Raw genomic sequence first — 21,245 nt, 5'->3', positions numbered from 1 at the left:
TATTGACTAAGCCCTTCCGATTCCGATAAACTAGAGTGCAGGAATAAAAGTCGTATGTTGGGCAGCAGTTCGAGACGATGTTTCGGGCGGCTGTTTATTTTCTTTTTAATGAGCAAGGTTGCAACGTTGTAGGCTTGTCGGATGATCCGGCCAATATCAACATGGAATAGGAACAGGTGATACACATGTGTAACAGCGCGTACCGCGTGCTTTTATATTATAAGTTCGTGAAGATTGAAGACCCCGAGACATTTACTCAAGAACATCTGCAATACTGCAAGGACCTGGGTGTAAAAGGCCGTATTCTGATTGCATCGGAAGGTATTAATGGTACGGTATCCGGCACGCCGGAGCAGACGGAGCAATACATGAAGGACATGCATGCCAATCCGCTGTTCAGCGATATGGTGTTCAAGATTGATGACGTGGAAGAGCATGCGTTCAAAAAAATATTCGTTCGTCACAAAGCGGAGCTCGTAACCTTCCGTGTGGACGAAGATCTGGACCCGAACGTGACTAGCGGCAAACGTCTCTCGCCAAAAGAGTTCCACGAGCATTTGCAGCGTGATGACGTTATCGTCATCGATGGCCGCAATGACTACGAATACGAAATTGGTCATTTCCGCGGAGCCATTCGTCCGGACGTTGAGTCGTTCCGCGAGTTTCCGGAGTGGATCCGGGAGAACCTGGGCGACATGAAGGACAAAAAGATCATTACCTACTGTACTGGCGGCATTCGCTGCGAGAAGCTGACCGGTTTCATGATCAAAGAGGGATTCCAGGACGTGGCGCAGCTGGAAGGTGGCATCGTAACCTACGGTAAGGACCCTGAGGTACAAGGTCGTCTGTTCGATGGTAAGTGCTACGTATTCGACGAACGGATCTCCGTACCGATTAACCGGACAGATGAGGATATCGTTATTGCCAGCTGTTATCACTGTGGAACGACACATGACCGATATATTAATTGTCCAACCTGCAACCTGCAGCATGTGTGCTGTGAGGATTGCGAAGAGACGCATAACCGCTTTTGCTCGGATGCCTGCCGGGAGGCAGCACCGGTACACGCATAAGCAGGAGAGCAGGTGCTGCACGTGAAGCGTGAAGACGAAATGACGACGCGTGAACGGATTTTGTTCATGCTGAAGCGGCAGGGCACGATGACCGCAAGAGAAATGACGGCCGAACTTGAACTGACCGGCATGGCGATTCGCCGTCACCTGACGGCACTGGAGCAGGATGGACTCATTGAAGTCCGGGAGGCTCGGGCCACAGCTGGACGTCCATCTTCGGTGTACCATTTGACCGCACGCGGAGATGGTTTTTTTCCAAAATCCTATCCATCGCTTACGCTTGAATTGTTGGAAGAACTGACGGAGTCTGCCGGTGAAGGCATTGTAGACACGTTGTTCGAGAGTCGGCGCGACAAGCTGCTTCGGAGCAAATTGCCACAGATGGAGGGCCAGGATCTGGCCGGGCGTGTGGAGGAATTGGCACGAATACAGAATGCTAATGGCTACATGGCCGACGCGTCGAGAGAAGAAGACGGTTCTTATGTGCTGACTGAGCTGAACTGTCCGATTGTACAGGTAGCGAGCGTATATCGTCAGGCTTGCCGCTGTGAATTGGATCTTTTCCGTTCCTTGCTGCAGGCAGATGTCGAGCGCACGGAATGCTATGCTGAAGGCGGCAAAAAATGCACATACCAGATTCGCGAAGCCGCGGGAAATTGATGAACGTATGGAGATTGTTTCGATCATTCGAAGCAGTCTCCTTTTTTGTTAGATAAGACGTAAAAACGTTACTATGATGACTGAATACACTTTATGATTCACTTAACATCCGGTTAGGTTTTATCAGTTGATTTTATTTAGGAGAAATATTAACCTACATGTACGCTTGACACATCGAACTCACGATAATAACATACGTTATATAACAGTTGTTATTATTATGGAGGGAGAAATAATGCCACCAAGATCCGAGATCACGCAGGAAAAAGTATTATCTGCCGCATTTCAGCTTGTGCGGGAGCAAGGATTGGAGGCGGTTACTGCGAGAAACGTCGCTCAGACGCTTCAATGCTCTACCCAACCAATCTATAGCCTCTACAACAACATTGAAGAGCTGAAATCAAGCGTGTATAACAAAGCTGCCGAATTTGCTCGCCATTGCATGATGGATTATAAGAATAGTGATAATTCTCCTGCTCTGAACCTAACCATCGGTTTTCTGTATTTTGCTCAAAACGAGAAACAGCTGTTTAGAGCTTTGTATTTATCAGGTTATCGGCAATACAATCCACATACCGATCAGTTTCTGGGTGAAGAACTAACCACATCTTATATGCGATACAGCAAGCGATTGCAGGATATTTCCTACGAGCAACTCAAACGTATTTTTCTAAAACTGACAATTTATCTAATCGGCATTGGAACGTTACTGAACTCTCACACCCTAGAGTTGGACATGGATGAAGCCATAGAGATGATCCGGGAAATGTATGAGATGTTACTGCATAAAGAAGGTCTCACTTATTAAATCCGAATAGGGAGTGTGCAAAGTGGTCCAGGGGATCGGTAATAAAATTGGAGAAGGCGGATGCGCTGAAGTGTTTGAATGGGAAGATGGAAGCAAGATTATCAAATTGGCTAAGCCTAATACCATTCCGGCTGCTTTACAGGCTGAACTGCACCACTGTCAAACTGCTTGGGCCTGTGGGCTTCCCGTTCCGCGCCCCTATGATTTGGTGGTCGTTGAAGGACGGTCGGGTATTGTATTTGAACGGATTTATGGCGATCCCATTATAAAGAGATTTGTGGAAAGAGCAGTAGAGCAATCCAGAACACAGCAACCCATTGATATTATGAAGGACTATATAGAAGCCAAGATCACGGCAAAACTGTTTCATCAGATTCACTCTCATGCAGTGGCCAAAATGCCAAGTCAGCAAGAAAATATAAAGAATGATATTAATAGAGCACAATATCTAACAGATGCGGAGAAGGCAGCCGTTATCGCCGAGCTGGATGGCTTACCCATCAAGCAGCAGCTATGTCACGGAGACCCAAATCCAGGTAATATACTGGTTAGGGATAACGACGCAGTCATTATTGACTGGAACAATGCTTCTACAGGAAATCCGGAAGCTGATTTGGCTGAATATGTAATTATGATCCGATATGCGATCTTACCCCCACATTTGCCGAGTGAAGCCGGTGTTCTTCTTGATGCTACAAGGGAAACCTGCATTAACTTGTTTATGGAAGAGTACGAGAGGTTATCTGGCATCCGTTATGCAGATGTTGAACCTTGGATCCTTCCTGTGGCAGCACGCAAGCTGGTTGCGGATGGTATCTCCGAAGAGGAAAAGCGTTTGCTTATCAACGAGATTAGAAGAAGGCTCCACATTTGTTAGGCAAATTTAAATATGATAAAGGCGCCATCGGCAGCAATATCGCGGATGGTTTTTTTATTTTGTGTAATGTTTTCTATCACGATTAAGGAATAAACCAAATTGGAAGCGGTACAACCATTGACGGGAAAGAAGTCGCACCTTAATATTAGAGAAACACAAAATGACCAATACGAGTCATGGACTTCAGTCGCATGAGGAATGTCTATGTTTGTCTGCTTTTGTCGATAAAAGCAACAATGCGTTGAAGCGTTCGCTTTGTCCCGCCCTATCGTGTCACTAGGATGAGAGATGGGCAACACATTTAGAAGATGGAGAGGGGTTCTCACATGAAAAAGAAATTCTGGATGTCACTGATGATGGTTGCCTCAATGATTGTAGCCGCAGGTTGCGGAAATAACAGCAGCACAGGTACGGGTACGGAATCCGAAGGATCCGGTACTCCAGCAAGCGAAGGTACTGCAGAAAAATCCTACCGCATTGCCATCTCGCAAATTGTGGAACATCCATCCCTGGATGCAACACGTGAAGGATTTATTGCGGCACTGAAGGAAGCGGGAATAGAAGAAAACAAAAACCTGACCATTGACTACAACAATGCACAAGGCGATTCAACCAACAACCTGTCCATTGCCCAAAAAATCGCAGGCGACTCAAAGAATGACCTGGTGCTCGGGATTGCTACCCCATCTGCACTGGCACTGGCTCAGCAGGTCAAAGAAAAGCCATTGCTCTTCGCAGCAGTAACGGACCCGCTGGGTGCCAAGCTGGTTGGTGACCTGGACAAGCCAGGCGGCAATGTCACTGGTGCATCGGATACGAATCCGGAGGCAATTGTGCAGCTGGCTGATTTTATCGCGAAATACATGACGGACGTAAAAACGGTAGGTTTGGTCATTAACGAAGGCGAACCGAATGCCGTTGTCATGGCAGACAATGCCGAAAAAGCGCTGGCAACACACGGAATCAAGCTGGTCAAAGCTCCAGTTACGAATACATCTGAAGTTAAACAGGCAACAGACTCTCTGGTAGGCAAAGTGGATGCCTTCTACATCACACTCGACAACTCGGTTGTCAGTGCAGTGGATACGATCATCCAGACAGCAAACAGCAACAAGATTCCGTTCTTCTCCAGTGACCGGGATACGGTTGAAAAAGGTGCTTTTGCTACCGTAGGTTTTAAATACTATGACCATGGATATCAAGTGGGCGAAATGGCCGCGGATATTCTGAAGAATGGTTCGAAGCCTGGCGATATGAAAGTAACCGTTCCGGACAAGCTTGATCTGATCCTGAATCTTAAAGCAGCTGAAGCTCAAGGCATCACCGTTACCGACGAGATGAAGGCGGAAGTGCAGGACCAGGATAACAACATTATTCAATAATCTGACCGGATAACAACCGGCAGTACGGATGCGAGGCGGACGTGCAGTGGGTTCGCCTCATTCTTTTCGATAGACAGGGAGGAAGTAGCGTGAGTATAAGTTGGAATTCAATCGAAGGGGCAATCGAGCTCGGTCTGTTATATGCCCTCATGGCCCTTGGTGTATTTATTACGTTCCGGATTCTCGATTTTCCCGATCTTACCGTAGACGGAAGTTTTACAACAGGAGGCGCAATCGCGGCGGTTATGATCTCCAATGACTTTTCTCCTTGGCTCGCCTGTTTGGCGGCAATGGCTGGAGGAATGATAGCTGGAGCCTGTACCGGTCTGCTGCATACCAAAGGCAAAATCAATGGATTGTTATCCGGGATTCTGATGATGATCGCCCTCTATTCCATTAATATGCGCATTCTTGGTGCGCCGAATAAATCCATTATGGGAATGGATAATCCATTCTCGGGCGAGCATGTCATGGTGCTGATCATCATTGTTGTACTGGTATTTAAAATCATGCTGGACCTGTTCATGAAAACCGATATTGGACTGGCATTGCGCGCCACAGGCGACAACAAACGCATGATCCGTAGCTTTGGTGCCAATACCGATGTAACGACCATCGTCGGCGTCAGCTTGTCCAACGGACTGGTGGCCTTGTCCGGGGCATTTATTGCCCAGCAATCAGGCTTCGCAGACATTACGATGGGGATTGGTATGATCGTGATCGGATTGGCCTCCGTTATTATCGGAGAAGCCATCCTGGGTGCAAGAACGGTATTCTGGGCAACGCTCGCTGCTGTGGTCGGTTCGATTATTTACCGGATTGTCGTTGCGCTTGCACTTCAGGTCGAATGGTTCGATACCTCTGATCTGAAGCTGATTACCGCGGTAATCGTCATTATTGCTCTTGTCTTCCCAACCATGCAGCGTTCGATGAAGCAGAAGAGCCTTGCTCGCAAACGAACGGAAGAGCTCATGCGATCCACGGGCCAACAAGCGAAGGGAGGCATGTGATCATGCTGGAGATTTCACATGTGACGAAGCTGTTTAATCCGGGAACGACAGACGAGAAGACCGCACTGGTTGGCGTGAATCTGACGATGAATCCGGGGGATTTTGTAACGGTCATCGGCAGTAATGGTGCAGGAAAATCGACGTTGATGAATATCATATCTGGTGTAATGAAGCCGGATATGGGTGATGTGCTGATTAATGACCGGTCCATTAAAAACCTGCCTGAGCATAAGCGCAGCAGCTGGATCGGCCGGGTGTTCCAGGATCCGATGGCAGGAACGGCCCCGCATATGTCCATTGAAGAAAACATGGCGATGGCGTATAAACGCGGTAAAGGACGTGGCCTTGGCTTCGGGGTTACCCGGGCAAGACGGGAGATTTTCAACGCCCAGCTGCAGAAGCTGGGGATTGGACTCGATAAGCGTCCCAATGCCAAAGTGGGTCTTCTCTCTGGCGGGGAGCGCCAGGCACTCAGCCTTCTGATGGCAACCTTTACCCAGCCGCAGATTCTGCTGCTTGATGAACATACGGCGGCACTTGACCCTTCACGTGCCGAATTGATTACCGAGCTGACCGAAACGCTGGTCCGTGAGATGAAACTAACGACCCTGATGGTAACTCATAATATGGAGCAGGCGATTCGTCTCGGTAACCGTCTGATCATGATGGATAAGGGCAGAATCATTCTGGACGTCAGTGAAGAGCGCAAGCGCACATTGACCGTACCTGAGCTGCTGGGCGAATTCGAGCGCATCAGCGGCAAAAAGATGGCAGATGACCGCGTGGTACTTGGCTAAGCCAGTCCATACGCTGGGCGTATTATACAGAAAACCTTTTGCGTACCCGCAAAAGGTTTTTTGTGGTATGTTGTTTTCTACATGAACGAATACCAGGTTTAGTGTAATCACATTATGGATGAACCCAAACAAGGGATAAGCAAGCATATACAGGGGGAGCAGGCATGTCATTGCAATTTGATGAAGGTACATATACCGTAACCCGGCGCACGGATTCCATCCAGCTGCTCGCGAAGGAATTCGCGCTTTTTCATTTTCTATATGAAAACAAGGAAAAGGCATTTACTCGCAGCCAGCTGCTGGACAGCGTATGGCCGCTGGAGTACCCGGTTGAACGAACCGTGGATGACCATGTGTATCGGCTGCGCAAGAAGCTGAAGCATTGGGAAGAAGTTTCGCTCGATACGGTGCGGGGCTACGGTTACAGACTAACCATAAGGACGAATATGGCAGCGCTGCCCGCCAACCCTTCCGAACACGATCTGGAGATGCGGGAAGTGATCCATGGATTGTTCCGCAAATATCATTTGTTTGGACAGGGGAAATCGATGTTAACCTTGTTCAATCAGCAGGATGCTTTGGGTATCCAGGTTGATTCGTTCTATCAGCTGTATATCCATTTTATCCAGGGGAATCTGGAATGGCTGATAACCACCGAGGAATTCCCTTTTGAGGAGCGTTTATACTGGCTGCTGATTTTTGTACACGCGCTAATCGAACCAGCGGAGAGTTTGCACCTGTATGAGCGGGCATTGAATTCACCCGCGCTGTCTGCGGATCAGCTTCGGGAGCTCCGTATCTTGAATATTGTCGAGATCTATGCAGAGGTTGGTCAATATCGGCGTGCCAAAGCACAACTACTAGAGACATATCGCGTCATTGAGGCAGACCATCTGGTCAACTTCAAGCTGCCTGTATCCCTGTCGGAGTTGTACGTTGAGTTGTGGGGCGGCAGTGGTGAAAGAGTAGAAGAACAGATGAGCATGTTACGTTCGAGTTTGAAGGATGCCCCATATTTGCGTGAGATCGGGCGGTTCCAGGTTATGGAGGGGCTGTGGCTGCTGAGGCAGGGGAGAGCCCGAGAAGCAGAGCCGAGAATGGATGACGGGCTGGATGTTCTCAAAATGACATTGAACGCACCACTATACATCAATTCGGCGAATCAGATCTTGTTATTCATGGCACATCACCGAATTGAGGGACGTCTGGTTCATAAATATCGTCAAGTCTATGCTGAAATTGCCAAAGAATACGGTGTTCCTATGTATGGGCAGCGTATTACGAATGAAGTCCGCGCGTATTTATCCCCATTTTCTCCAGCGTCTGATCTTCCTCTGATATAACTCTCGTATGATTACAGCCAAGGAACATGTAAGCCTGACAACAAGGCTGTAATCAGATGAGTAGGAGGAAACCCCCAGAATGAATACTGTTTCACATGAATCTCATCAGCCATCACAATCGTCCCAAAGGCCATCCACAAGTTTGTGGACCAACTTCCGCTTCATGCGCATGTTTATCGCGTATGCGCTCGCTACCTTCGGGGATTGGTTCGATGCCCTTGCCATTCAGATATTGGTGGCCTATCGATGGGGTGCCGATCCACTGATCATCGCATTGATTCCCGTCTGTATGGCTGTTCCGGGCATCCTGCTGGGTTCGGTCGCGGGTACACTTGCAGATCGTCTGCACAAAGTAAAGATCATGCTGCTCTGTGATGTAATTACCGTTGTGCTTACGGTTGCCATTTTGTTCGCGCCAAGCGCGGCATGGCTGCTTCCACTTCTGGCCCTGCGAGCCATGATGGGCGTATTCCACATTCCGGCCCAGCAGGCGCTGACGCGTCAAGTGGTGGCCGAGGAGCATCTGTTTCAGGCATCGTCTCTGAACGGTTTTGTCGGACAGTGCTCCAAGGTGGCTGGACCGCTTCTGGGTGCCGTCATCCTGGCGGTATTCTCACCGCAGATTTGCATTGTGATCAATGCCTGCACCCGTCTAATATCCGGGTTGGTATTATGGCCATTGCGACGGTTAACAGAGAAGCCGGAACATTCTATAGACCATGAGACACAAGATCATCAGAACCACGCGGAGACGGAATCGGTGCTGACGCAGTGGACGAAAGGGTGGAGCTTTATACGAAACAGCCGGGCCATACTATGCACGCTGTTGTTTGGCTGTTTGGGCTTAATGGCCATTCTGATGATTGATTATCAGTTCGTAACGCTTTTCCGAAACGTCAAGCCGGGGAATGAAACCTTGATCGGGTGGCTGGGCTCATCAGCAGGCGCAGGTGCTGTTATCATGATTCTGCTGCTGAACCGGCTGCCGCGAGTCAGTTATGGATGGGGGCTCGGTGGAGGTTTTGTCCTTATTGGCGCAGGTATTGCTGCTCTAGGCTGGGTAGTCCCCCATACCCCGGATGCTTGGATTATCGTTTGGGGGCTGTGCATTGGTCTTGGAAACGGCCTCTCTATGGTGACTCTGAATTACTTGCTGCAAAAGGAAACCCCTCCTGCTTATGTAGGACGTGTCTTCGGCATCCAAAATTCAATGTCCAGTGTTGTGCTTGTCATTGCCCCGCTGGCAGGTGGTGCGCTAATTCATATGATGGGACCCGGCCTTACCTTTCAATTCATCGGCATTGCTACGCTCGCTATTGGAGTGGCAGGCGTCGTATTGCAGCGTATATTGTGGGGAATCCGGGAATCACATGGCACTGTCCTGAATGAACACGTATAACATCTATTTCTGGTGTGAAAAGAAATACGCTAAAGCCGCTTCCGGTTCGCCGGAGGCGGCTTTGACCATTTGGAAAGGTAGAGGTGTTCATTAGACCTCCCACCAAGCAAAGTAGGCTGTAGACGCCAGCAAGCCTCCAACGGAAAGGGAACCACTGACCGTCAGATTAATGGCCTGACCTGGCGGGACGACATAGCTCCCAAATACGCTGGATGAAAAGGGCCCCGCTTGCAAAGGCATCGTCATTAGCGTAGTTGCTCCGGTAGGCGCAGCGTTGGAAAATCGCACGATTGCAACACTGGTGTTGGTACTGGACAGATTGCTGTTCACGGATGGCAGCGTACTTGGCGAAGCCAGCGTTCCATTGGCACTCAGGACCATGGAACCGCTGAAGGAGGACAGGAGATTGAGTGCAACTGTAATTCCACCGGAGAGCTTCGATACGTACAGCGTTCTCCCACTTCCCACAGGGTTGCTCAACTGAACCGTCGCGATAACGCTGCCGCCCAATAACCCCAGGGTGGTGGAGTTGGTTGTACCGGAATTGAATAGTCTTCCCACGTTTCCTGCATCGCTTTCCGGTGGGGTAATAATGCCCGGAGACCGAAAGGTATTGGTATTGGAAGTATACACTGGCTGAGTCTGCGGGTTAAACACGTTATGGTTGGGCAAGGTATTCACCACCTTTTCCTTCATGGTTATCTGTCAGAATTCCCACCAGAACAAATTAATGGCTGCCGTCTGATTCCCAACACCCACGCTAACGGATAACGTCTGTCCTGGTGGCACGATAATCGAACCGTTGAAGTTCATCCGAAACATGCCAGCGGTCAGCGGAAGACTTAGCAGGCTTGTAAACGCACCGCCCAGCGTTCCTGTATTTTGCCTCGTGGTGACCACACTGGCATTCGTACTCCCAAGCAGTGTATTGACCGGGACAGGTGTACTTCCACCCGATGTAGAAACAGTTCCGCCAGAATATACGACCAGCGTAGCTGCTGCGGTTGTTCCTCCAGATACACTTGAAATCCTTAAGGTTCTGCCACTGCCAGCGGCATTAATGATTTGCAGAAGAAGATTCTGGTTGTTAGGAAGTCCGGCATTATTGGTAGTCAATGCAAAGAAACTGCCAGCAGCAGCAGCCCCGCTCTCTGCCGAAGCCTCAATTCCGGGGGCGGAAAATGTATTGGTAAGCTGGGTAAACAGGGGACCATTAGATTGGTTGAACACGTTATAGTTCGTTATCTTACCCACCTCCGATTTGATTAAACTGAACTGACCTTTTGGCATGCAAATATATACTCTCATCCTTGTACTTACAGTGTATGTACGACATGAGAGAAGCGTTTGGGGCAAGAACGGCAAAATCGAAAATAGCGGCAGATGCCGTGCCCGTATTTTAAGTCCGGGCATACGATGCGGAAGCACATTTTTTAAGGGGAATCGAGATGAGCCGAACAGCGAAGCGAAGCAAGAAGAGATTGAGACCAGCTAAATATGTGAGCCGCCGCCGACCCCGCCGATCCTGCCGCGCTAAACTGCTGAAACCTCCTTGTTCCCGGATTACTCGTCCCCGGGTCAAGCAGGGTCGTCCCTCACGCACGATACTCCCTGGTGCTACTCACTGTTTTACAGAGCATACGTATGTCGGGGCCGAAACAAGCAGTTCCACCAGTGCTCTTCCTGCTCAGGATACATCATCGCTCAGCATGTACACATATGGCATTGTGAACCGGGGCAAGAATCCGGCTCTTGTACAGATCCAGATTAGTCCCAATGCAGTGGATTATGCGGTGGACAGCCAGGAGGTGATTGCGGGGGGCCAAACCAAAGCTTTGGTTCCGCAACGGTTCCTTCGATATACCCGGCTTGCGATTCAATCGGTGGAGCCGGATCAACCGACCAGGCTGGATGTTTACTTTCAGGCACAGCGCATGCCCTAAGGTGAAATAATATGACTGATTTCCAGGGAGGAGGACGGGGCTCATGCCTAACTTCACAACGTTTAACACGAATCCGGACAATCTGCGGACCCTGATCTTTGGTCAGGATGCTACCGGTACGGCCCAGCCCGTCAGAACGGATACGAGTGGTAATGTTGTTGGGATCATTTTGGACGGAACGATCAGTAACATCTCGGGTTTGACGACGGTCACCATTAATGCAGGCACAATCACCAACCTGCTGAATGGTACCCTTACGAGTGTGCTCGGGGCCACCATTACAGCAGGTACGATCACCAGTGTGCTTGGAGCTACGGTAACAGCAGGGACCTTGACGAACTTGCTGAATGGTACGATCACCAGTGTACTCGGAGCAACCATTACAGCCGGAACCATCACGAGCGTGCTTGGAGCTACAGTGACAGCGGGAACGTTGACGAACCTGCTGAACGGTACCCTCACAAGTGTGTTAGGCGCGACCATTACGGCAGGCACACTGACGAACTTGCTGAATGGTACGATCACCAGTGTGCTCGGAGCAACCATTACAGCCGGAACCATTACGAGCGTGCTTGGAGCTACGGTCACAGCGGGAACGTTGACGAACCTGCTGAATGGTACGATTACGAGTGTACTTGGGGCCACAATCACAGCAGGCACGCTGACAAATTTGTTAAATGGTACAATCTCGAATGTGCTTGGAGCCACCATTACAGCGGGAACCATCACCAGTGTACTCGGAGCTACGGTGACTGCTGGAACGCTAACGAACTTGCTGAATGGTACGATTACCAGCGTGCTTGGAGCAACCATTACAGCCGGAACCATCACGAGTGTACTCGGGGCCACGGTAACCGCAGGAACCTTGACGAACCTGCTGAACGGTACAATTACGAACGTACTCGGCGCGACCATCACAGCCGGAACCATCACCAGTGTGCTTGGTGCGACGATTACTGCAGGTACAATCACAGGCATTCTGGGAGCGACGCTTACAGCCGGAACCTTGACGAATCTGCTGAATGGTACCCTCACGAGTGTGCTAGGTGCAACCATTACGGCGGGCACGTTGACAAACTTGCTGAACGGAACCATCACCAGCGTACTTGGAGCAACGGTCACGGCCGGAACATTAACCAACCTGCTTAACGGTACAATCACGAATGTGCTTGGAGCCACAATTACTGCGGGAACATTAACGAATTTGCTGAACGGAACGATCACCAGTGTACTCGGCGCGACCATCACAGCCGGAACACTTAGCAGCGTAACGTCGATTTCCCAAAAGAGCTTCCAGGAATCGCAGCTGATCAATACACCTACTGCCAATACGTTCACGCCTCTACCAGCAGTGACAACCAGTGTATTTGGCACATATTCCTTCTTTGTATACAACAGGGGGCCAGGGATCAATCGTGTGGATGCCCAGGTGGAAATCAGCGCCAACGGCTCGAACTGGTATACGGATGTGGCAACAGTCACGGGAATTCTGGCAGGCTCCGTGGACGTACTGGTTCCCCAGCGTTTTCTCAAATATACACGCCTTTCTTATCGTTCCAGTCTCATCGGCGCACCAAGTACAATCGATGTGTTCTTCAATGGACAAGGCACATAACCAGGTTATCAATCATATAGGTACATGGAGTCCCATTTAATGGACTTCATGTACTTTTTTTGCGTTGGAGGTGACAGCATATGCAGAACAGGCTGCTTGGAATTCACATGATTGTTCAAAATGAGGAACAACATTTGCCCCGCTGTCTGAATAGTTTTTATCAACCCGGTATGGAGTGGTTCATTACAGATACAGGCTCGGGTGACCGCACGCCAGAGATTGCAAGACAATTCGGGGCAACCGTACTTCATGCCGAGTGGGAAGATGACTTTGCACGGGCACGCAATATTAGCCTGCCGCTGGCAGGTACCGAGTGGATTCTGTGTGTAGACGCGGATGAGTATGCTATAGATGGTATGGAAGAGTTAATGAATTATCTGCCTACAGTCCATAAGAGTGTATCGAAGTTAAAAGTGACAATAGAGAATCGGATCGATGAAAAAACGAAAGATCAGGTTGTCTTTCAGCCGGTACGCCTGTTTCGATCGGGTTACGGATACCGCTATGAAGGTCGTATTCATGAGCAGCTGGTATGTGATGATACGGAGAACATCCGGCAGGAGTCCGACCCCGTGGCTCCGCTTCGGCTCGTGCATGATGGGTACCTTGCTTCCCGAATCGCTCAGGGACGCAAACCTTTGCGGAATTTGAAGCTTTTGCAGCAGGAGTTAAAGGAGCACCCGAATCAGCCTTTTCATCTCTACAATCTGGGAGTGACGTATTGCCAGCTGGGAGAGATGGGGAAGGCAGTTGATTCGTTTGCCAATTCACTGCGCCTGACAGAGCTTGGTGCACCATATCGGTCTACACTCGTGTGCGATTATGCGAAAGTTCTTGGAGCCCTGGAACGTTATGATGAAGGCCGCGTGCTTCTGGCAGTGGAAACGCAGCGTTACCCGGACTACGCTGACCTTCACTTTCTATACGGTGACTTTCTTGAACAACAAGGTCTCGAGGAACGAGCTTATCAATCCTATGCAAGAGCAGTGGATATATACGAAGGAGTCCGCAGGCAAACTGAATATGTACATGAAAAAGGCACAGACACCTACAGACCCTACACAGCCATGGCACGTCTGGCACAGAAGAGAGGGTTCCTGCAGGAGTCGGCCCATCTGTATGGTCTGGCCTTGGACTACATGTCTGCATATTCCCCTGCGCTGGAGGGGCTCGCAGATGTATTGCAGCAATCTGGAGAATCCGATGAGGTCATTGCTGAGGCATTACTGCTTCGCTGGAAGAAACGGTTGAATTTGCGGGAGCAGGACCATACAGGAGAAGGTGCAGATGAGATCAGGAATATTATTCACGCGCTTGCATCCTGCGGAGCTTATGGGCAGGCATTGTCCCTGCTCCAGGATCTGGCCCAGGAGGTTCAGATTGACCCTGCAGTTCAGCTGTACTGGATGTTATGTGCGGGCCGATGCCCGGAAGCCATACAATTTGCAGAACAACTGTGGGGTGACCGTGATGTGAGTGTCGAACCTCTCCTGCCCGAACAGCGACTGGATTGGGCAGTTGCTTGTTGGGCCAGTGGAGCAGGCCTTCCTCCTGCTTTTTTGGAGTCATCTGAGCAGGAAGATCGTGAAGTCTGGGGGACGGTGGACCGGTGGTTCAGAGAACAACAGGTGCAGGCGTGGAACACCGTGAGACAGAGTGGGGAAAGGCTGCCTGAAGTACTGCAATCGACTGCGCTTAACCTGATTCAGGACATCGTGCAGCGATCTGTCCAAACAGGGCAACTGACAGTGGCCCAGCAGTGGTTTGAGAAGTGGATGGATGGTTGCACGGAGAAGAACCAATGCATGGAGTTTAGCAGGTGGATTGCAGGCATTCTTTATCGCGAAGGATATACCCGATCAGCCGCTGATCTCCTAATTGGCTGTATGACGGAAGGGAAGCTGGATGCTGAGGGTACCTTTTACCTCGGGGAAGCATTGTTTGTCAAAGGGCATTACGATCAGGCTGTGACTCTATTTCAGCAGGCGCTGGAGCAAGATGCAGGATCGTATCAGGCACGAGCTGGAGCTGCCATAGGTTATTTGTATTTGGCTCTTGGCGTTATTCAAAAGGAGCTGAGTCGCTCTCCTTCCAACCCGGGCCTTATAGCGGAGCAGGATGCCCTCCTTCAAAGGTTAAGGACAGCCCAAGGCATCCCTTGGCGTACAGATTGGCATGCCAAAGAGAGGAGGAACCAGTTTGCCGAGCAACCGCATTTCGCTATGCATGATCGTTAAGGATGAGGAGGAGTGGCTCGCGCAATGTCTGGAGAGTGTCCAGGGAGCTGTAGATGAAATTATCGTCGTGGACACCGGCTCTTCGGATCGGAGCAACGATATTGCGCGGCAGTACGGGGCTAGAATCGTGCCCTATGTGTGGTGTGATGATTTTGCTGCTGCACGTAATGCAGGTCTGGAGCAGGCAACAGGGGAATGGATTCTGTTTCTGGATGCGGACGAAGCACTGGATGCAGCAGCGCGGGAGCAGCTTCGGAGCTGGACGGCAGCCAGTACATGCGACGGATTGTTTTTGAACATTCATAACTATACAGGTACAGGTCAGCAGGGAGCTACAGTGAATCCGGTACTGCGGTTGTTCCGTAATGCTCCCGAGCATCGGTTTGAAGGGCGGATCCATGAACAGATTGCAGGGGCCATTTGCCGGAAGAATCCGGATGCTGCTTTTCATGTGACAGACATGGTGATCCATCATTATGGTTATCAGACTGCAGTTGTGGAGCGCAAGGACAAGGTTAATCGGAATCTGAAATTGCTGGAACAGGCGGTGAAGGAAGAGCCGGAGCAATCGTTCCATCATTATAATCTGGGCGTCGAGTACTTGCGTGTGGGGGAAGCGGAGCGGGCACTTCAGACCTTTCGTGTGGCCAAAGCAGGCATCGATCCTCTGGTGACCAGTTATGCCCACTTGTTATTCAAGTATGAGGTACGATGCCTTCAACACTTGAATCGCTGGCAGGAAGCATTGGATCACATTGAGGAAGCACTGGTGTTATTCCCGGATTATACGGATCTGCTGCATAATCGCGGAGTGTGTCAGGAAGCATTGGGTCACACGGAGCAGGCAGAGCATTCCTTGCGTGAAGCCATTCAGTTGGGACCGCCGCCTCCTGTGTACCATACGGAAGAAGGAATGGGCACCTATCAGACCTGGTACGCGCTCGGGCGGCTGCTGGAAGGGCGGGCAGACCTTGAGGGTGCAGTCGATGCTTACGTGGAAGCCGTTCGTGCCAAATCCAGCTTACTGCCACCCCTCTACCGAATATTCCGGATCATGCGGGTTTCGGGGCAGCAATCGGTTATACCCGCACTGATTACCCACCGTTTCGCCCTGTCTTCCGAAGAGGCTGCTCACAAGATCATTGGCATTCTGGAGCAGAGTCGTTGTTATGTTGCCGCGCTGGAGATGCTGCCAGGCGCAGATGCGCAACCTTCGAAGGAGATGAGAGAACGGCTGTCATTGGCTGAGTCGCTGCTTCATATCGAACAGGGGAGATGGAACAAGGCGAGGCTGAAGCTGGATACCGTTCGGCGTAAAAAAGGTGATTATGCGCTGCAAGCAGCCAGTTGGCTGGAGCGTGTAAACTGGCTGGAAGGACGGGAGACAGCAGCATCGGATCCATTAACGATGTGGCTGAATCACTGCGTGCAATCGGGACCAGAACCGTCTGCAGGACAAGAGAAGGCCGTCTTGCATACCACTGCCAGTACTAATGCCAATGCCAAAGTCAATGGAAGGCCTGGTGATGCTGAAGCAAAGACTGAAGCAGCAGCTTATGAGGGCTGGCAGGCCTTGGCTCTGCTGATGGAGGGATGCATCCACTCCGGTAGATGGGCTGAGCTGCTTGGGCTCGTTCAGATCTGCCAGCGATTTTTGGCAGCAGATGTCCGCTCGTCGGAAGAGCACCATCATGGGCAAGCGCTGAACCGAACTCCGGAATATGCACAGGAACCTTTTGCCGGGGCTTTCAATACCGCTGCAGGAGCGGGCTGGCTGGCGAAGAGTCTTGTAGGTGCCGCAGATTCCATTTACAGGAGTTGGCCGGTGAACCGAATGGTGAACGTCACCGCTGCTGGCCAGTGATACAGCAGCTTCGGCTGGAATTGCCGGGACCGGATGGTTTTGAGATCTGAATCATTGACAGTATGGAGGGCTGAGCTTGGAGCCTGGAATCAGCCTGTGCATGATTGTAAAGGACGAGGAGGATGGTCTTAGGCGCTGCTTGGAATCTGTCAGGGGAATCGCGGATGAGATCATCATAGTCGATACCGGTTCGGCAGATGATACGCTTCGAATTGCCGCCCTCTATGGTGCCAAGATCATTCGTGCAGAATGGAACGGGGATTTTGCTGCTGCTCGCAATCAGTCTCTTACCGCTGCAACCCAGCCCTGGATTCTGGTATTGGATGCAGATGAAGTATGGGGGCAGACGGAGCAAATGAAGACAGAGCTTACGCAGTTATTATCCTGGAGCCCTGATCATGTCTGGGGTTACTGGATCAAGGTAACGAGTCTCTTGGGACCGTCTGGTGAAGAACGGGTGACGGATGCGGTGTGCCGCTTGTTCAGGAACGATCGCCAGATCACATTCAAGGGTAGAATTCACGAAGAGGTCGCATCCTCCATCCTGGCTTTTGCTCCTGAAGGCTTGGTGCATTCGGAGCTGGAAGTCCTGCATTATGGCTATCTGGAAGAGGTCATTGTACGCAAAAATAAAACAGAGCGGAATATGCGTCTGATTCGTTCCGCTCTGAATGAGGGGGCCGATGAGCAGCCGGAGCTGCTGTATGCGCTGGCGGCGGAATGGTTTCAGCAAGGGGTGTACGATGAGGCACTGCGGCTGCTGGAACCGCTGCTTGCCCGGCTTGGGCCATCCTGCGGCTATCATTCGGATCTGGTACTCAAAACAGCATATGCCTTAAGGGAAAGTGGGCGGCCGGAACGGGCGCTGGCTGTGGTACAGGCATGGACTACCGTATATGCTGACTTCGCGGATGTGCTGGAGCTTGGCGCGGTGCTGGAATTGGACCTCGGCAGAGAAGAGGCAGCGCTGGCTTGGTTGAAGAAGGCACGATCCGCAGCGAAATCAACGGGGCAGTACACTTCCGTTTCAGGTGCCGGAACGTATCGAAGCCTAACGCTGGAAGGCATTGCCCTTGAACGTCTGGGCCGCTGGGAAGAGGCTGAGGCAGCCTACATTGCTGCACTGGCTGCGCAGCCCGGAAACATGGCTGCATGGCAGCGCCTGCTGCTGCTGGCCGCAGCCACGGGGCGGCCGAACGCCATTGCAGATGCGGCAACGCGTGCACTGCTGCCGCCTGCTGCATGGCAGGTGCTCGTTCCGGCCGCGCTGGATGCCCACCGGCCGGAATGGCTGCTGCGCCATGCGGGACCGCTGGCGGCTGTGCTGCGGCAGCAGCCGCTCGCCGCCGGGCTGGCGCTGGCCCAGCTGGGCGAAGATGCGGCAGCGCGTGCATCGCTGCAGCCTTGGGCAGCGCATGCGCAGCTCGGGCCCGAGGCGTCGCTGGCGCTGTGGGCGCTCGGCTGCAAGCGCAGCGCTGGGCGCGCACTTGCACGCGCAGGCGCCCACCAGCCGCTGCAGGGCCGCACAGCATGCGAGCTGCCTGCAGCGGCACTTGCTGCGGATGCGCTGCTGCGCGGCTCCGCGCCGGGCAACGCAGCGCCAGGCACAGCTCCGCACTGCGTAGCGCCTGCGCCACGCGCCACAGCAGCTGTTCCGCTGCAGGCCGTGCACGCCGCAGCCCAGGCGCTCGCGCGCGTGGGCGCCTGGGCCGCATGGCTGCGCCTGGGCCGCATGGCTGCGCCTGCTGCAGGCCCTGCCGCAAGGCGCAGCCTCGGCGCTGCTCGCGGCGCTTCCGCCTGCGGCACGCTGCGGGCTGCTGCGCGCACCCGCAAGCGTCCGTGAAGGGCTGCTGGAGCTATTCGGCTTGCCGCCGGAAATACAGCAGCCCTTCACAGACGAAATGCCCGCCACGGCTCGTGCCACAGAGGCACTGCTGGCAGGCACGCTCGCGCTGCTCGCCGGGCGGCAGACCGAAGCGCAGGAATGGGCCGTGAGGGCCCAGCATATTGCGCTTCAGCCTGCCGCCTCCGGCCGCCCGGCGACGACTCTATGTTCGCCGGGGCTGCACATGCTGCTGCGCCTGACATCTCCCGGCGCAGCGGCAACCGAAGGTTTTGCATCCCGCTGTAAGATGCTATTCGTCCATCTCTGACATACCGGGCTTTCACCCGCATAACAGCTAACCCCATTGCTGGCATTTGACAGCTTCATTCTTGCCAACGAAAATGGCTACCCTTTCCGAATCACTGCCCGGAAGCAGCGGATTGGCGTTCCATACATGTCGGACCAGATGGCATCATCAGGCTCTTCCACCACGAGCTTTCCATCAATGGTGAGACCGGTAACAGCCATGATGGTCTCGAGTAGATCGGGCCGCATCTCGGGCACATCAAAGGTTGCAATTAATTGTCCATCCGGCTTCATGACCCGGGCAAATTCGCGAAAGGCACGCAGCATCGTGCCTGTATCCAGATGCTCCAGAACCGAAATGCAGAATATACGGTCAAACATGCCGGAGGCATAAGGCAGCTGCGCCAGGTTCGCCTGAGCGCGATGCAGCCTGGTCAAGTAGTGCTCCGGTAAGTGACGCGCAGCCTCTTCGCCGAAGTCGGAAGCAATATCCAGCCGAATTGCTTCCTCCGACAAGATGCGTTCATCCCAATCACAGGCGTGAGCTTCCCGGCAGTGTTCGGCCAGCCAAAACTTGAATGGATGGGAAATGCCGCAGGCTGCATCCAGTACCACGTCGTCTTGTTGGGCAAACTTGCGGGCCCATTCATATTCGTAAGGTCTGCTCCACCATGCCGGATGCAGTGGAAATACCAGCGTATCTGTTTTGGGATCGCTTTGCCGAACATATCTGGATACTAGTGCCTCATTCTGATTAGGTGTGTCCATCATCCCCGTATCCCCTCTCTCAATCCTGCATCTGCCAAGAACGTCTCCAATACCGAACGCCACTTGCGCCGCCATCCGGACAGATCGTAAGCGACAGCTGTCTCCCTGGCGTATATGCCGAGGCACTCCCGCTCCGCCCTGTCCTCCAGCAAGCGAACCAGAGCGGCGGTTAGTGCTTCATCGCCAGGGGGCACAAGCAGCCCGTTAAAACCGTCCTGTATGAGATCGTTTAACCCGCCCACATTGGAAGCGACCACCGGAATGCCGCAGCTCATGGCTTCCAGGCAGGCATAGGAGGTTCCCTCCGAGAACACCGTGGGAATCACGGCAATATCAGCCTGATGGTAGGCCTCGCGGATATCCCTGAAGTCGTACGTACGCTGCAAGATGCGATCCTGGTGCGGATGAGTGCGGTGCCAATACCGAAACACCCTGCCCACCGTGCTGCCTTCAACCAGTTCTCCGGCAAATTCAATCTCCAGATCCGGATAGGCACCCAGCAGCCGATCTGCCGCAAGCATCATGGGGATGATGCCCCGTTCCATACTGATCCGACGCGGATACAGAATTCTCAGAGGACGGGCAAGCTGTGATGGCAAAGCCATACTGTGGATGCTGGCAGCAGAATCAGCGATCTCGTTTGCCTGATCGGAATTGTCAGCGTTATCAAGCAGAACAGGCTCCTTAGCACTCCATCCGGAGATGGCTACCCCGGCTTCTTCCTGGCTGGCGAGGTCCTCCTTCCATGCAGACAGCCATTCCGCTTCCTGTTCCTGCCCGAACCTCGGTCTGGGGGGAGCAGGAGTGAAATAGGAGGTATCCACAGCATTGGGAATAAGGACAACCTGTTGGGGATCATCAAACGTGCATGCTGCCCGGCAAAAGGTCTGAAAATGGGAGTCCACCGATACGATGCGTACCAGTCCATCCAGTGCCAATTGGATGTGCTCAGCCACCTGCTGCTTGGTCTCCAGTGGCAGTCCGGGACGATCCCAGTTAATGCCGTGGCAGATGCCCAGACTGCCAGGCTTGTAGCTGATGGGCTGCCAGAGACAGCTGGCATAGATGACCGGGCCGCGAGCTGCAGCTGCCATCCGGGCAAAGGCTTCAGGCACATCATCCATATCGTAGGCGTATCCGAATACATCAATCTGCTCCGTACGGGTCTGAAATGCTTCATAATAAGACAACTGATGCACTTCAGGATTATGCCCCAGCTCGCGGATCACACTGCACAGATCCAGAATATAACGTTCAAGCCCCCCTCCGAATACCCGTCCGAACTCCCGGTTGTATCCATCCGTGAAGCTGTGTGTCAAAATGCTGACCACACCCATC

Annotated in this window: 19 protein-coding genes; 14 read left to right on the top strand and 5 right to left on the bottom strand. The window is 52.3% G+C overall.

The features are described 5' to 3' along the window. Positions 1 to 185 precede the first annotated feature (185 nt). The 9 genes from GUA98_RS15665 to GUA98_RS15625 all read left to right on the top strand — a co-directional run bounded on the left by GUA98_RS15665 (position 186) and on the right by GUA98_RS15625 (position 9,349). Complete coding sequence (locus GUA98_RS15665) at positions 186 to 1,073, top strand: rhodanese-related sulfurtransferase (RefSeq protein WP_153980330.1); 888 nt, start codon at positions 186 to 188, stop codon at positions 1,071 to 1,073. A 21-nt stretch (positions 1,074 to 1,094) separates the two neighbouring features. Further along, complete coding sequence (locus GUA98_RS15660) at positions 1,095 to 1,733, top strand: helix-turn-helix transcriptional regulator (RefSeq protein ID WP_095291272.1); 639 nt, start codon at positions 1,095 to 1,097, stop codon at positions 1,731 to 1,733. A 235-nt stretch (positions 1,734 to 1,968) separates the two neighbouring features. Next, positions 1,969 to 2,541, top strand: a complete 573-nt coding sequence (locus GUA98_RS15655; RefSeq protein ID WP_153980329.1) for a TetR/AcrR family transcriptional regulator — start codon at positions 1,969 to 1,971, stop codon at positions 2,539 to 2,541. A gap of 70 nt (positions 2,542 to 2,611) precedes the next feature. Then, complete coding sequence (locus GUA98_RS15650) at positions 2,612 to 3,418, top strand: aminoglycoside phosphotransferase family protein (protein ID WP_321573883.1); 807 nt, start codon at positions 2,612 to 2,614, stop codon at positions 3,416 to 3,418. Between the two features lie 326 nt (positions 3,419 to 3,744). After that, positions 3,745 to 4,800, top strand: coding sequence for an ABC transporter substrate-binding protein (locus tag GUA98_RS15645; RefSeq protein ID WP_193723663.1), 1,056 nt, complete (start codon positions 3,745 to 3,747; stop codon positions 4,798 to 4,800). 149 nt (positions 4,801 to 4,949) lie between these two features. Beyond that, on the top strand, positions 4,950 to 5,810 hold the full coding sequence (locus GUA98_RS15640; RefSeq protein ID WP_415753033.1) for an ABC transporter permease: 861 nt from the start codon (positions 4,950 to 4,952) through the stop codon (positions 5,808 to 5,810). 2 nt (positions 5,811 to 5,812) lie between these two features. Further along, positions 5,813 to 6,607: an ABC transporter ATP-binding protein gene (locus GUA98_RS15635; protein ID WP_095290912.1), complete on the top strand. Its 795-nt coding sequence runs from the start codon at positions 5,813 to 5,815 to the stop codon at positions 6,605 to 6,607. Between the two features lie 164 nt (positions 6,608 to 6,771). Beyond that, positions 6,772 to 7,950 (top strand): winged helix-turn-helix domain-containing protein, encoded by a 1,179-nt coding sequence (locus GUA98_RS15630; protein WP_153980327.1) that lies wholly within the window; start codon positions 6,772 to 6,774, stop codon positions 7,948 to 7,950. Positions 7,951 to 8,029: 79 nt separating this feature from the next. Further along, entirely contained in the window at positions 8,030 to 9,349 is a 1,320-nt protein-coding gene (locus GUA98_RS15625; protein ID WP_193723661.1) for an MFS transporter, read from the top strand. A 90-nt stretch (positions 9,350 to 9,439) separates the two neighbouring features. On the opposite strand, the gene GUA98_RS15620 is transcribed toward GUA98_RS15625, so the two are convergent. Further along, entirely contained in the window at positions 9,440 to 10,021 is a 582-nt protein-coding gene (locus GUA98_RS15620; RefSeq protein WP_153980325.1) for a hypothetical protein, read from the bottom strand. Between the two features lie 33 nt (positions 10,022 to 10,054). Beyond that, positions 10,055 to 10,603, bottom strand: a complete 549-nt coding sequence (locus GUA98_RS15615) for a hypothetical protein (RefSeq protein WP_227779684.1) — start codon at positions 10,601 to 10,603, stop codon at positions 10,055 to 10,057. 194 nt (positions 10,604 to 10,797) lie between these two features. Here GUA98_RS15615 and GUA98_RS15610 point away from each other — a divergent pair, with 194 nt between their 5' ends. From GUA98_RS15610 to GUA98_RS15590, 5 genes are all read left to right on the top strand, one after another. Beyond that, positions 10,798 to 11,292 carry a DUF6385 domain-containing protein gene (locus GUA98_RS15610; protein WP_193723660.1) on the top strand — a complete coding sequence of 165 codons (495 nt, stop codon included), beginning with the start codon at positions 10,798 to 10,800 and terminating at the stop codon, positions 11,290 to 11,292. Positions 11,293 to 11,335: 43 nt separating this feature from the next. Next, positions 11,336 to 12,907 (top strand): DUF6385 domain-containing protein, encoded by a 1,572-nt coding sequence (locus tag GUA98_RS29590; protein ID WP_227779683.1) that lies wholly within the window; start codon positions 11,336 to 11,338, stop codon positions 12,905 to 12,907. 80 nt (positions 12,908 to 12,987) lie between these two features. Then, on the top strand, positions 12,988 to 15,144 hold the full coding sequence (locus GUA98_RS15600) for a glycosyltransferase (protein WP_193723659.1): 2,157 nt from the start codon (positions 12,988 to 12,990) through the stop codon (positions 15,142 to 15,144). Then, positions 15,107 to 17,008, top strand: a complete 1,902-nt coding sequence (locus tag GUA98_RS15595; RefSeq protein WP_193723658.1) for a glycosyltransferase — start codon at positions 15,107 to 15,109, stop codon at positions 17,006 to 17,008. Before GUA98_RS15600 ends, GUA98_RS15595 begins: the two co-directional genes overlap by 38 nt. Positions 17,009 to 17,108: 100 nt before the next feature. Then, a complete protein-coding gene (locus GUA98_RS15590; RefSeq protein ID WP_227779682.1) occupies positions 17,109 to 18,851 on the top strand; it encodes a glycosyltransferase in 1,743 nt (580 codons plus the stop codon). A 47-nt stretch (positions 18,852 to 18,898) separates the two neighbouring features. On the opposite strand, the gene GUA98_RS15585 is transcribed toward GUA98_RS15590, so the two are convergent. Genes GUA98_RS15585 through GUA98_RS15575 form a run of 3 tightly spaced genes read right to left on the bottom strand, consistent with a single transcriptional unit; the run spans position 18,899 to position 21,244 of the window. Then, positions 18,899 to 19,207: a hypothetical protein gene (locus tag GUA98_RS15585; protein WP_193723656.1), complete on the bottom strand. Its 309-nt coding sequence runs from the start codon at positions 19,205 to 19,207 to the stop codon at positions 18,899 to 18,901. A gap of 31 nt (positions 19,208 to 19,238) precedes the next feature. Beyond that, on the bottom strand, positions 19,239 to 19,910 hold the full coding sequence (locus GUA98_RS15580; protein ID WP_193723655.1) for a class I SAM-dependent methyltransferase: 672 nt from the start codon (positions 19,908 to 19,910) through the stop codon (positions 19,239 to 19,241). Next, positions 19,907 to 21,244 (bottom strand): glycosyltransferase family 4 protein, encoded by a 1,338-nt coding sequence (locus GUA98_RS15575; RefSeq protein WP_193723654.1) that lies wholly within the window; start codon positions 21,242 to 21,244, stop codon positions 19,907 to 19,909. The genes GUA98_RS15580 and GUA98_RS15575 overlap by 4 nt, the downstream gene beginning before the upstream one ends. Position 21,245 lies beyond the last annotated feature (1 nt).

The organism is Paenibacillus sp. P13VS, assembly GCF_015143645.1.
Taxonomy (GTDB): domain Bacteria; phylum Bacillota; class Bacilli; order Paenibacillales; family Paenibacillaceae; genus Paenibacillus; species Paenibacillus xylanilyticus_A.
Note: the sequence above shows the minus strand (reverse complement) of the source record. Positions and strands in the feature narration are given on the sequence as shown.

Coding starts and splice junctions, on each gene's coding strand:
- GUA98_RS15665 (WP_153980330.1), top strand. CDS start 186: ATGTGTAACAGCGCGTACCGCGTGCTTTTATATTATAAGTTCGTGAAG.
- GUA98_RS15655 (WP_153980329.1), top strand. CDS start 1,969: ATGCCACCAAGATCCGAGATCACGCAGGAAAAAGTATTATCTGCCGCA.
- GUA98_RS15645 (WP_193723663.1), top strand. CDS start 3,745: ATGAAAAAGAAATTCTGGATGTCACTGATGATGGTTGCCTCAATGATT.
- GUA98_RS15640 (WP_415753033.1), top strand. CDS start 4,950: ATGGCCCTTGGTGTATTTATTACGTTCCGGATTCTCGATTTTCCCGAT.
- GUA98_RS15635 (WP_095290912.1), top strand. CDS start 5,813: ATGCTGGAGATTTCACATGTGACGAAGCTGTTTAATCCGGGAACGACA.
- GUA98_RS15630 (WP_153980327.1), top strand. CDS start 6,772: ATGTCATTGCAATTTGATGAAGGTACATATACCGTAACCCGGCGCACG.
- GUA98_RS15625 (WP_193723661.1), top strand. CDS start 8,030: ATGAATACTGTTTCACATGAATCTCATCAGCCATCACAATCGTCCCAA.
- GUA98_RS15610 (WP_193723660.1), top strand. CDS start 10,798: ATGAGCCGAACAGCGAAGCGAAGCAAGAAGAGATTGAGACCAGCTAAA.
- GUA98_RS29590 (WP_227779683.1), top strand. CDS start 11,336: ATGCCTAACTTCACAACGTTTAACACGAATCCGGACAATCTGCGGACC.
- GUA98_RS15600 (WP_193723659.1), top strand. CDS start 12,988: ATGCAGAACAGGCTGCTTGGAATTCACATGATTGTTCAAAATGAGGAA.
- GUA98_RS15590 (WP_227779682.1), top strand. CDS start 17,109: ATGATTGTAAAGGACGAGGAGGATGGTCTTAGGCGCTGCTTGGAATCT.
- GUA98_RS15585 (WP_193723656.1), bottom strand. CDS start 19,207: ATGCCAGCAATGGGGTTAGCTGTTATGCGGGTGAAAGCCCGGTATGTC.
- GUA98_RS15580 (WP_193723655.1), bottom strand. CDS start 19,910: ATGATGGACACACCTAATCAGAATGAGGCACTAGTATCCAGATATGTT.
- GUA98_RS15575 (WP_193723654.1), bottom strand. CDS start 21,244: ATGGGTGTGGTCAGCATTTTGACACACAGCTTCACGGATGGATACAAC.